The sequence below is a fragment of the Azospirillum sp. A29 genome (assembly GCF_042604625.1).
GTDB classification, from domain to species: Bacteria; Pseudomonadota; Alphaproteobacteria; order Azospirillales; family Azospirillaceae; genus Azospirillum; species Azospirillum palustre.
In genome coordinates this window covers 1,255,645-1,267,550 of record NZ_CP170460.1, presented here as the reverse complement: position 1 = coordinate 1,267,550, position 11,906 = coordinate 1,255,645, and the positions used below count along the sequence as shown (strand labels likewise).

Genomic DNA, 11,906 nt, shown 5'->3' with positions numbered 1-11,906 from the left:
GGCCGGGCGTTACTGCTTCTTCTTGCGCTCGGCGATCTGCTGGGCGACGTCGGCGGAGATCCGCTGATAGGCGTCGTCCAGGCTGGTTTCGCCGACCACCACCTGTCCCAGGCGGCTGATGGCGGCGTTGAAGACGATGCGGCTGCTGGGGTCGCCCTGGATGCGGTAGGCCACCGGATCGAGCTTGCCGACCGCATCGCCGAACACCTTCAGCGCGGCCGCGGCCTGCGGCGAGGCCGACTTGTAGGCGATGCCCTTCTTGGCGAGGCCGATATGGCCCGGCACGAACAGCGTGCGCGCATAGAACTCGCCGGCGACCTCCTCGCTGGCGAGATAGTCGAGCAGGCGCCCGACCTCGGCCGGATGGCTGCTGGTCTTCAGCGCGACCAGCGCGGCACCGCCGGGCATGCCGGAGCAGTTGGCCGGGCCGCAGGGCGTCGGCACCGCGATCCAGTCGAAGGCGTCGCCGATGGTCTTGTCGAACTGCGCGGTCTGCCAGGATCCCGATTCATAGAAGACGACCTGGGCGTTCTTGAATTCCTCGTTGGCGCCGCGATAGGCGGTGCCGGATACCGCCCCCCACAGCTCCTTCGACATCACGCCGGCCTTGTGCCAGTCGACGACCAGCTTGGCGGCGCGCTTGAACCCGTCATCGACCGGCTTCAGCTCGCCGCCGGTCTCGGCCATCTGCGCCCCTTGCGAGACGGCAAGGCCGAAGAAGCGGTGGCCGGAGCGGTCGAAGGCGACCGGGAACGGCGCCTGCACCTTGTCGGCGACCGCCTTGGCGGCCTTGGCCCAGTCTTCCCAGGTCGCGTTGGCGCCCGGCATGGCGACGCCCGCCTGTTCGAACAGCGTCTTGTTGACGAAGGGGCCGGTCACCGTCAGCTGCGTCATGTAGCCGGGGATCGCGGTGGTGTTGCCGGGCACCCGCATCCACTGCAGGAACGGCCCGTAATTCTGTTCCCAATAGGCGACGTCCTTCACATGGGCGCGGACGTCCAGCAGGTAGGGGGCCAGCCCGCCCATGTCGGTGATGCGGGCCAGATCCGGACCCTGGCCGGAGGCCAGCTGCACCGGCAGCGTCTCGTTGATCGCCTTGAAGGGCACTTGGTCGAGGACGACCTTGACGTCCTTGTTCTTCTCCTCGAACCGGCGGAGCAGGTCGTTCATGACCTCGCCCTCGTTGCCGTCCGAGTACCACATGATGCGGAGCGTGGTCTCGGCCTGGGCGCCAGCGGCCCCGAGGATCGACAACGCCAGCGCACAGCCGGCCATCCATGCTGCCTTCTTCATTGCGTTTCCTCCTGTGGGGTCGCTTGCGGACCCTCGGTCGGTCCCTGTCCGGACCTGTTTCCTGCCGAAACCGGCAGCTCGGCGCAGGCCGGAATTCACCGGCTCCGCTCTTCTTCCTTGAACATGGCAAACGTTTGCCTAAACTGTCAACGGCAATGTTCGATGCACAAATGGAGGGGGCCATGAACGATCGGCGACGAGAACCGGGGCAGGCCTCCGGGCAGATGTCCGGACAGACGTCCCTGGCCGACATCGCGGCCGAGGCAGGGGTGTCCGTCTCCACCGTTTCGCGCATCGCCAACGGCGATCTGGGGCGGGCATCGGCGGCGACGGTGGCGAAGGTGCAGCGTCTGATCGCGGAGCGTGGCTATCGCCCGAACCCCGTCGGCCGCAGTCTGCGCGGGGGCGACAGCCGTCTGGTCGCCATGCTGGCGCCCAATCTCGACAACCCGGCCATGGCCGCCATCGCCGCGTCGACGGAGGCGGCGCTCCGCGCTGCCGGCTATGTGATGATCCTGTGCGACACCCACGACCGTCCCGACCTGCAGGACGAATATCTGCGCGCGATGCGGTCACGCTTCGCCGAAGGGTTCATCGTGGTGAGCGCGGTCGCCAGCCCCGAACTGGAGGCATCGCTGGACCGGCGCGAGCCGATCGTCTTCGTGAACCGGCGCAATCCCTATGGCGGCGGTCCCTTCATCGGGATCGACAACAGGCAGGCGGGCGCTGACGCCGCCGACCATCTGCTGGCCTGCGGCGTGCGCGCCCCGGCGGTCATCCACCCGGCGGATTTGTCCTCGACCATCCGGGAACGGGTGGAAGGATTTCTCGACCGGCTGGAGGAGCGGCGGCCCGGCTTGGCGGTCCGCCGCTGCGACGGGCCGGGCGGCAACCATCTCGATTGCGGCTATGCCGCCGCGAAGCGGCTGACCGCCGACGGCGGCTGGCCCGACGGCATCCTCTGCCCCAGCGACCTGATGGCCTACGGCCTGTTCCGCGCCGCCGGCGAGCAGGGCGTGCGCATCCCGGACGACTGCCGCCCGGTCGGCATCGACGACAACGATCTCAACGACTGGATCGCCCCCTGGCTCAGCTCGGTCAAGATCCCCTACCAGCGCTTCGGCGACGCCGTCGTTGCCAGCCTGCGCGATCTGCGGGCGGGAAACAGCGTCGGGGAGGTGCTGCTTCCCCACCGGCTGGTCCGCCGCCAGAGCGGACCGGCGATGGCCGGAGACCCGGCATAACCGGCCCGCCCAGCGCCGTCACTGGGTGTAGTCCGGCTTCCCCACCGCGGTCGGGTCCAGCCGCTGGCTGACCAGCGCGGTGAACTGTGACAGTTCGCAGGTGCCGGGTCCGAGCCTGTCGGTGCAGCCGGGAAGCTCCAGCGCCGCCACCCTCGGCCCGGCATCGCCGGTCAGCGGCGTCAGGCCGCGGACCTGATCGGCGGTGGGGGCGGCGAAGGACAGCCGGACATAACGCTTGCCGCTGGCCCCATCCTTCAGGCGCTCGAACAGCATCGCTCCGGTCGGCGAGGAGTCGTTGGGCTGCGATCCCTCCAGCGCCCAGCCCACCTGCATGACCGCGCGCATATGGCCGATGTTGGTGTCATGCCCCACCAGCAGGGTCAGCTTGGCCGGCGGGGGGCCGGCGCTCTCCGCTCCAGAGCTTTGCGAACCGGCGCCTTCGTTCATCGCCGCGACGATCTGCTGCAACAGGAAGGAGGCGCCGCGGCGGGCGATGTAGGGCACATGTTCGATCACGTCGTATTTCGCCATGCGCAAGGCCATCAGGTCGCGAACCTCGTCCGCCCCGACCCTGCCCCAGCCGACCTGATCGGCGGCCATGCCCTCCATATATTCCAGCCGGAAGGTCTCGGCGATGGTGGAGGCGAGATCGAGCGGGCCGTCCAGCCCGATGTTGCGCCCCTTGTCCTTCCCCTGGTCGATGGCCCAGGGCAGGTCGATCAGGTGACAGCCCTCGGACAGCCCCGCCTTCCGGCAGGTTTCCGGACGCGGCCCCGGCAGCACGGGGTCGAGCCTCGCGAACAGCGGCGCCAGCTTTGCCTTGTAGGCGTCGACGCTGCCGCCCATCGCCTCCAGCACGCCGGCCCTGGCGCTGGCGGGGTCGAGCGGCGACAGTCCCTGCGCAATCGGCGCGAACAGCACATCGCGTCCGCCCTGCGGCGGCTTCGACGCCGCCTTCAGGCCGCAGCCGGGAAACAGCCCCTCCAGAATGCCGTTGCCGGTCTCGCGGGTGCGCTGGTCGGTGTTGGCCCAGGCGAAGACGTCGCCGGCAGCCGGACAGCCGCCGGCCGGCAGCAGCCCGTTTCCGACGAAGCGCGACCGGTAGAACTGGCCCATCAGCACCGCTCCCTCGCGGCCATGCGGCGTCAGATGCCCGTCCGGCACCGGCCAGGACGGCCAGTCCCTGGTGGAGAGCGGAACGATCTTGTGGGTTTCGGTCGGAGGCCGAACGCCGTGACGGCTGAAGATCAACGCCTTCTCGACGGTCTCGCGGGTTTCCGCAGCCCTTGCCGGCGCCGGTGCCGACAGCAGTCCACCCACGACGAGAGCGGCACCCAGCAGGGCGGATGTCCGGACCCTGGCTCGCTTCATTGTTTCCTCCACCCGTTTTTTCGATGTTCGAAGTCCCGCAACGCGTCAGGCGACGCCCCGCAGCGGTCCCAGCGCCTGCAACCGTCCGGTCAATTCGGCCGTGCAGGCGACGACGACGTTGCCCAGCCGCAGCCCGTCGCCGGCAAGGAAGTCGTTGGTCCAGCCGCCCGCCTCGCGCACCAGCAGCAGGCCGGCCAGAGCGTCCCAGGCATTGATGTGCAGCTCGACATAGCCGTCGCTGATGCCGGCCGCGACATTGGCGAGGCCCATCGCGCCCGATCCGCAGCGGCGGAATTCGATGTCGTCGGCGATCATCTGGGTGATCAGGTCGAGGCTGAGCGCCAGCGGGCGCCGCGCCGACCAGCCGACTTCGACCACCGCCCCGCCTCCATGGCGCAGGCCGCTGGTGCGCAGCGGGCGGCCGTTCAGGGTCGCTCCCTGGCCGCGGCGGGCGACGAACAGCTGATCGAGGTCGGGGGCATAGATCACGCCGATCTCGACGGCACCCCGATGGACCAGGGCCAGCGAGATGCACCAGTTGGCCGTGCCGTGGATGTAGTTGGTCGTGCCGTCGATGGGGTCGACCACCCAGACCAGTTCGGCCGGGTCGCCGCCGGCCTCCTCGCCGATTACCGGGTCGCCGAAAGCCTCGTCGAGGCGCCGGCGCACCAGCGCTTCCACCGCAAGATCGGCCGCGGTGCAGAAATCGATGCTGCTCTTGGTCTCAACCGCGCCCAGCCCTTGGCGCATGGACCGCGCCAGGGCTCCCGCCTCGGTGGCGAGGTCGATGGCGAAACGCAGGCGGTCGTCGAAATCGGTCATGACAGGAAAGCTCCGCCGGCAGCCGGCAGCGCCGGCCCGGGATGTCGTGGGGAAAAGGGATCGGGGCGGAAAGATCAGGGCGGAACGATGGTGACGCCCCGCGGCACGAAGCCGACGCTGACGGCATCGCCGACGGACAGCGGCGCATCGACATCCGGGGTGCGTGCGAACAGCATGACCTCGCGTCCGCCCAGCGCCACGGCCACCTCATATTCCATGTGGTCGCCGAGATAGGCCGCGAAATGCACACGGCCCGGCAGGCCGCCCGCTGCATCGCCGGCCGCCGCCTCGGCGTCCGCATCCTGGCCCGGCGTGAGGCGGATCGCGTTGGGGCGCACCGCCAGTTCGACCGGCCCGTCGGCCAGATCGCGGTGCGGCAATGTCAGTGTCGCCATCCCCACTCTCACCCGGCCCTGCGCACCGTCTCGCCCCTCCAGCAGGGCCGGAACGATGTTGGCGTCGCCGATGAAATCGGCGATGAACCGGCTGGCCGGCCGCTGGTAGAGGTCGCGCGGCGTGCCGTCCTGGGCGATCTTCCCGCCGGCCATCACGATGATGCGGTCGGACACCGCCAGCGCCTCCTCCTGGTCGTGCGTGACATAGACCACGGTCAGCTTCAGCGTCTGCTGGAGTTGCCGGATGTCCTCCCGCACCTGCCGGCGCATCTTGGCGTCCAGGTTCGACAGCGGCTCGTCGAAGAGCAGGACCCGCGGCTCCAGCACAATGGCGCGGGCCACGGCAACGCGCTGCTGCTGCCCGCCCGACAATTCGCTGGGCAGGCGGCCCTCCAGCCCGGCGAGACCGACCAGGGCCAGCTTGTCGCGTGCCGCCTCCAGCGCCGCGCGCTTGGCCATGCCGCCGACCGTCAGCCCATAGGCCACATTGTCGAGGATGGTCATGTGCGGAAACAGGGCGTAGCTCTGGAACACCATGCTGACGTCGCGTTCCGCCGCGGAGCGGGCGGTGACGTTCTCGCCGCCGATCAGGATGGAGCCGGACGACGCCTGCTCCAACCCGGCGATCATGCGCAGGGTGGTGGTCTTGCCGCAGCCAGAGGGCCCGAGCAGCGTGACCAGGGTCCCGGCTTCGATGGAGAAATTCAGTTCGTGCACGGCGGTGAAGGCGCCATAGCGCTTGACGACGGAGCGGAATTCCACCGCCGGCCGGGCTCTGACAGCGGCCGGGGCAACGGCCAGCGCCGGCTCAAGGGTCGTCGTCCCGGAGGACGGGGTCCGGATATGGGTCATGCGTTGACCTTCGAGGCTGAAGTGCTGACGGGCAAGGCGGCGGTGCGGCGGCCCAGGCGGCGTTCGCCGACCAGCAGCTGGATCGCCAGCAGCGCCACCACCATGATCGCGATGAGGACGGAGGAGTAGGCAATGGCGAGGCCGTATTCGCCGACCTCGGCCCGGCCGACGATGTAGGCGGTGGCGAGGTTGTATTTGGCCGTCACCAGGAAGATGACCGCGCTGACGCTGGTGATGGCGCGGACGAAGCTGTAGACCATGGCGGTGACGATGGCCGGGCGCAGCAGCGGCAGGATGACCCGGCGCAGCGTGGTGAAGGACCGCGCCCCCAGCGTCAGCGACGCCTCGTCCAGGCTCTTGTCGATCTGGCTCAGCGTGGCGATGCCGGCGCGGATGCCGACGGGCATGTTGCGGAAGACGAAGGCGATGATCAGGATCAGCCCGGTCCCCGTCAGTTCCAGCGGCGGCGTGTTGAAGGCGAGGATGTAGCTGACGCCGATCACCGTGCCGGGGATGGCGAAGCTCAGCATCGTCAGGAATTCGAACGCCCCGCGGCCGAGGAAGGACTGGCGCACCAGCAGATAGGCGGTCAGCAGCCCGAGCGCCGCCGTCAGCGGCATGGCGACCAGCGACACGCCCAGCGTCGTGAACAGCGAATCCCAGGCCGACCCGCTGAACCACCAGCCGTTTGGCCCGGTTTCGATGCCGAAGGCGGTCTGGTAATGGATCAGCGTCAGCGTGTTGTCGCGCCCCAGGCTCTTCAGGAAGCCACCGACCAGGATGGTGCCGTAGACCAGCACGGTCAGCGCCGTCCACAGTGCCGCAACGGCCGATGCGGCGATCCGCACCCCCGACGGCAGCGGGCTGGGCAGGCCGGCATCGCCCTTGCCGGACACGGTGGCGTAGGACCGGCGGCCGAGCCACAGGCGCTGCGCCAGGAAGGCCGACAAGGTGAAGGACAGCAGGATGATCGCCAGCACGGCGGCCCGTCCCTGGTCATGGGCGGCACCGACCACCGCATAGAAGATCTTGGTCGACAGCACGTCGAAATTGCCGCCGAGCACCAGCGGGTTGCCGAAGTCCGCCAGGCTTTCGATGAAGGAGATCAGGAAGGCGTTGGCAAGGCCGGGACGGATCAGCGGCAGCGTCACCGTGCGGAAGGTGATCCAGGGGGTGGCACGCAGGGTCTGCGATGCCTCCTCCAGCGTCGGGCTCACCCCTTGCAGAACGCCGACCAGCACCAGGAAGGAAATCGGCGTGAAGGCAAGGACCTGTGCCATCGCCACCCCCGGCATGCCGTAAATCCAGCGCGAGCGGGGAATGTCGAACAGGGTGGACAGCAGATCGGTCACCACACCGGCACGGCCGAACAGCAGGATGATGGCAAGCCCGATGACGAAGGGCGGCGTGATCACCGGCAGGATCGAGGCCAGCCGCAAGGCCGACTTGAAGCGGAAGCCGGTGCGCACCGCGATCAGCGCGAAGGCCAGCCCCGTGCCGGTGGTCAGCACCCCGACCACGCCCGCCAGGGCCAGCGTGTTCCACGCCACCCCGCATGTGCTGCCGGTGCCCAGCACGCAGCCGAGGCCCCAGATGCCGCTGTCGGTCAGCTTGTCGAACAGGCCCACGACCGTCAGCCGGCCATCGTTGTCCTGGACCGCCGACAGCAGGATGGTGACGACCGGGAAACCGACGAAGACCAGGATCGAGCCCAGCACCAACCCGATGGAGGCGACGATGAAGACATCGCCTTTGCACCAGCCGCGCAGCGCCAGCCCATGGGCGCCCAGCACGAGGCAGACCACCGCATAGGCGGCGGCGCCCAGCCCCAGGCCCGGCTGGGTGACGGCGATGCTTTCCACCAGCAGCCAGCCGAGCCCGCCGGCACCGGCGGCGGTCAGCCACGCCGACCGCGCCCGTCCGTCCGCCCCGCGGGTCACCCCGCTGGTCGCCCGCAAGCCGGCCAGCGCCGCCAGCAGCGGCAGCACCGACGCCAGCAGCCACGGCCGTCCCAGCAGCAGCCCCTGGATCAGCGCCGGCATGCCGTCACCGGCGGAGGGGCCGTTCTGCGGACCGGCCGGCCAAAAGACCGGCCAGACGCCGCCGATGTGCCAGGGCAGGACAAGCACCGCCGCCCAGCCGACGGCCAGCCAGAAACCGAGATGTCGTTTCATGATCGCGGGACCTATCTGGACAGGGACTTGACCTCGTGATCCCACTTGGCGAGCAGGCGGGTGCGTTCCGCGCTCGAGCCGTAGCGCGCGAAGTCGTAGGAAATCAGCTTCATCTTGTCGACGCGCGGCGATTCCGGTGGGATCTGGGCGCCGCTGTTGCTGGGAATCTGGAAATTCCTGGCCTTGGCGCCCAGCGCCTGCACCTCGGGCGTCAGCGCCCAATCGTAGAAGATCTTGGCGGTGTCGGGGTTGCGCGCCCCCTTGACGAGGCTCATCGAGCCGATCTCGTAGCCTGTGCCCTCGCAGGGGGCGACGATGGCGACCGGGGCGCCGGCAATCGCCTCCACCAGCAGGTCGTGCTGGAACGCGATGCCCAGCATGGTTTCGCCCTGCGCCGCCGACTTCGCCGGAGCCGCGCCGGATTTGGTGTACTGGTTGACGTTGCGGTGCAGCTTCTTCAGGTAATCGAAGGCAGCATCCTCGCCCATCAACTGCACCATCGTCGCCAGCATGGTGTATGCGGTGCCGGACGAATTGGGATCGGCGATCTGGATTTCGTCCCGGAAATCGGGCTTGACCAAGTCGGACCAGCAGGCGGGGGCCGCGATCTTGCGCTTGGCCAGCAGGTCCTTGTTATAGCCGAAGCCGAGCGCGCCCATGTAAATGCCGACCGTCCGGTAACCGGAGATTTCCGCCTGGCGGATCGCCCAGCCATACAGCCCGTCGAGTTCCGGTGACTTGTACGGTTCCGTCAGCCCCTCTTCCGCCGCCTGCAGGTGGGGATCGCCCGAGCCGCCGAACCAGATGTCGGCCTTCGGATTGGATTTCTCGGCCCGAAGCTGTGCATAGACCTCGCCCGCGCTCTTGCGGGTCATCAGCGCCTTGATGCCGGTCTTGCGCTCGAAGGAGGTCACCACCTCGCGGCACCAGTCCTCGTTGACCGAGCAATAGACGACCACCTCCGCCGCGGCGGCCGGCGACGGCCCGGCCAGGACGGCCAGCCCCGCCGCCGCGGTCACCGCCAGCAACATCGAGCGCAGGCGTTTCCGGCCGGCGGCCGTGGCCGGGCGTCGTGTTTTGCAATGCATGGAGTTCCTCCCTTCAAGGAAACGGACGGCTTCTTTCGGCGATGTCGGCATGGCCCGCCGCATTGAATTGCTTATGCACGCGCGTTCATTCGTAGGTCACGCTATTTGAGATGCGAACAACTGTCAATCCCCAGACAGGCGCACCCCTCCGGAATCATGCCGAAGATTGGAGATATGCACATCAGCCCGGAAACGGCAAAAAATGGCGATCATGGCGCCCTCCACACAGCGGGGCCGATCAAACCGCGCCCGCCAAAAGGTCAAAACCCCACCCCAGTCGCCATCGTCGCGGAGGTTTCTAGCTCTGCACGCGCGTGCATTATAGTGCCGCATTCAGTGAAATTTCCGGGCGACGCATAGCGCTTGCGATCCTCCGGGTTCGCCCTCAGTATCCCTTGGCAACGATCCGGATGCGGACAAGGGACAGGACCCCAGTGTCGTCAATGAAGTCGCGGGTGACCGCCCAGCAGGTGGCCGACATGGCGGGCGTTTCACGCTCGGCGGTTTCACGCTGTTTCGGCGATGGGCTGGTGTCGGAGGAGACGCGCAAGCGCATCATGGCGGCCTCGGAAGCGCTGGGATACCGCCCCAACGTCATCGCCCGCTCGCTGACCGGCCAGAACACCGGCCTCGTCGCCCTGCTGCTGGCCGAACTGGAGAATCCGCACACCGATCTGGTGCTGAAGAAACTGCTGGTGGCCATCGCGGAGGCCGACAGGCGCGCCCTGGTCATCCCGGAGACGCGGCAGCACGATCTGACCAGCTCGACCATGCATGCGCTCGATTATCAGGTGGATGCCATCGTGGTGATGGGCGGAACCGTGTCGGACCATGTCGTCGACCGGCTCCGTGCGCTCGACACCCCGGTCTTCCAGTTCGGCCGGCAGATCGAGGGGCTTGGCGGGGTGGCCTGCGACAACCGGCTCGGCGGGCTGATGGGTGGGCGTTTCCTGGTACAGTCCGGCCGGCGCCGCATCGCCTACGTCACCAAGACGGCACAGACCGACGCCAACCGGCGGCGACGGGCCGGGCTTTCCGCCGCGCTGGAGGATGCCGGCCTGCCCTTCATGGAGGAGGAGTCCGAGGACAACAGTTTCGAAGGCGGCTACAACGCGGCAACGCGGCTGTTCGCCCGCTCGGACCGCCCCGACGCGCTGTTCTGCTTCAACGACATCATCGCGCTGGGCGCCCTCCAGGCTGCCGCCACCTTCCGTCTGCGGGTGCCGGAGGATGTGGCGATCCTCGGTTTCGACGACATCCCCATGGCCTCCTGGCCGGCCTTCGGCCTGAGCAGCCTGCGCCCGAACCTCGACAGCCAGGTCGGCCGGCTGATGGCGATGATCGAGCGCGTCGGCAAGGGGAGCTCGCCGAACCGCGAGGTCGATCTCGTCCTGCCCGAACTCGTGGTCCGCCGAACCGCGGTTTGACGGCGGCGGGCGCCGACCCGCTCGGCGGGTCTCTGATGCACAAAACCCAGACACTCGACGCCCCGGCTCTTTCGAACCGGGGCGTCGAGTATCGGTGGTTGCGGGGGCGGGATTTGGCCTCTCCCGAACCTGCGCTCCGCGCTGTAAAGTTGATAAGCGATCAACCGGCGACCGGCGTCACAGTCCTCACCGGATCTGAAACCCCTGAGCCAACGGATCCCGATCATCCACGAATATCGTGTTGTGCCCAGTGATCCGCGCCCAGCCGCCGATGCTCGGCAGAATGCCGTCATAGGGACCGACCTTGCAGGACGCCTCGATCCGCCCGTCGAAGACCGTGCCGATCAGGCTTCCATTGCGGTAGCGGTCGCCGACGTCAAGCCGCCCTTTCCCAAAAAGCTGGGCCAGTCTGGCCGAGGTTCCCGTCCCGCCGGGCGAGCGGTCGATGGCCTTGTCGCCATAGAAGACGGCACCGCAGCCGTCGGCATCCCCGCTCTCGGACCGGTCGCACCAGATCACATGATGCACGCCCGAGATCGACGGATCCTCCGGGTGAACCGGGTTGCTGACGGTGGAAAGCGCCGCGCGCAGCCGCTGGCTCAGAGCGACGATCTCCCCGGCGCCCATGTCGTGCAGGCCGGCCCAGTTCTCCTGCGGCTCGACGACGGCATAATAATTACCGCCATAGGAGATATCGACGGTCAGCCGCCCGACGCCGGGAACATCGACCTCCACATCGGCGCTGTGCAGATAGCTGGGAACATTGAACAGGCGGACGCTGTCCACAAGGCCGTCCTTCCGCTCATAGTCGACGACGACCCTGCCGGCCGGCGTCTCCAGCGACAGCTTCCCCGGAACCTGGGGCGTGACCAGCCCTTCCTCCAGCAGGACCGTGCACAGGCCGATGGTTCCGGCACCGCACATGGGAAGACAGCCGCTGACCTCGATGAACAGCACCGCGGCGTCGCAATCCTGCCGGTATGGCGGATAGATGATCGCGCCGGACATGATGTCGTGACCGCGCGGCTCGAACATCAGCGCCTTGCGGATCCAGTCATGGTCCCGCAGGAAAATCTCCCGGCGCTCGGAAATCGGCAGATGCGGAAGAATCGGCCCGCCACCGGCGACGACGCGGACCGGATTCCCGCATGCATGGGAATCGATGCAGAAGAACGTGTGTTTCATGCCTGTGCTCCAGGGAAAGAATTCGCCCGACCGCAACCGGCCGTCGGCAATGCCT

At 68.1% G+C, this 11,906-nt stretch carries 9 protein-coding genes; 2 read left to right on the top strand and 7 right to left on the bottom strand.

Annotated features, from left to right (window positions below):
• Positions 1 to 9 precede the first annotated feature (9 nt).
• A complete protein-coding gene (locus tag ABNQ38_RS05415; protein ID WP_377806084.1) occupies positions 10 to 1,293 on the bottom strand; it encodes an ABC transporter substrate-binding protein in 1,284 nt (427 codons plus the stop codon).
• A gap of 224 nt (positions 1,294 to 1,517) precedes the next feature.
• On the opposite strand from ABNQ38_RS05415, the gene ABNQ38_RS05410 reads away from it, so the two are divergent.
• The gene (locus ABNQ38_RS05410; RefSeq protein WP_377806083.1) at positions 1,518 to 2,537 is read left to right on the top strand and encodes a LacI family DNA-binding transcriptional regulator; all 1,020 of its coding nucleotides are present in this window, start codon (positions 1,518 to 1,520) and stop codon (positions 2,535 to 2,537) included.
• An 18-nt stretch (positions 2,538 to 2,555) separates the two neighbouring features.
• On the opposite strand, the gene ABNQ38_RS05405 is transcribed toward ABNQ38_RS05410, so the two are convergent.
• From ABNQ38_RS05405 to ABNQ38_RS05385, 5 genes are all read right to left on the bottom strand, one after another.
• Positions 2,556 to 3,908, bottom strand: coding sequence for a histidine-type phosphatase (locus ABNQ38_RS05405; protein ID WP_377806082.1), 1,353 nt, complete (start codon positions 3,906 to 3,908; stop codon positions 2,556 to 2,558).
• A 45-nt stretch (positions 3,909 to 3,953) separates the two neighbouring features.
• Positions 3,954 to 4,730 carry an inositol monophosphatase family protein gene (locus ABNQ38_RS05400; RefSeq protein ID WP_377806081.1) on the bottom strand — a complete coding sequence of 259 codons (777 nt, stop codon included), beginning with the start codon at positions 4,728 to 4,730 and terminating at the stop codon, positions 3,954 to 3,956.
• A gap of 74 nt (positions 4,731 to 4,804) precedes the next feature.
• Entirely contained in the window at positions 4,805 to 5,977 is a 1,173-nt protein-coding gene (locus ABNQ38_RS05395) for an ABC transporter ATP-binding protein (RefSeq protein WP_377806080.1), read from the bottom strand.
• On the bottom strand, positions 5,974 to 8,151 hold the full coding sequence (locus ABNQ38_RS05390) for an ABC transporter permease (protein ID WP_377806078.1): 2,178 nt from the start codon (positions 8,149 to 8,151) through the stop codon (positions 5,974 to 5,976). The genes ABNQ38_RS05395 and ABNQ38_RS05390 overlap by 4 nt, the downstream gene beginning before the upstream one ends.
• Positions 8,152 to 8,162: 11 nt before the next feature.
• Positions 8,163 to 9,239, bottom strand: a complete 1,077-nt coding sequence (locus tag ABNQ38_RS05385; RefSeq protein WP_377806076.1) for an ABC transporter substrate-binding protein — start codon at positions 9,237 to 9,239, stop codon at positions 8,163 to 8,165.
• A 443-nt stretch (positions 9,240 to 9,682) separates the two neighbouring features.
• Here ABNQ38_RS05385 and ABNQ38_RS05380 point away from each other — a divergent pair, with 443 nt between their 5' ends.
• A complete protein-coding gene (locus ABNQ38_RS05380; RefSeq protein WP_377806227.1) occupies positions 9,683 to 10,666 on the top strand; it encodes a substrate-binding domain-containing protein in 984 nt (327 codons plus the stop codon).
• Between the two features lie 186 nt (positions 10,667 to 10,852).
• Here the strand turns inward: ABNQ38_RS05380 and ABNQ38_RS05375 are convergent, their stop codons facing one another.
• Positions 10,853 to 11,851 (bottom strand): 4-hydroxyproline epimerase, encoded by a 999-nt coding sequence (locus tag ABNQ38_RS05375; RefSeq protein ID WP_377806075.1) that lies wholly within the window; start codon positions 11,849 to 11,851, stop codon positions 10,853 to 10,855.
• Between the last annotated feature and the right edge of the window lie 55 nt (positions 11,852 to 11,906).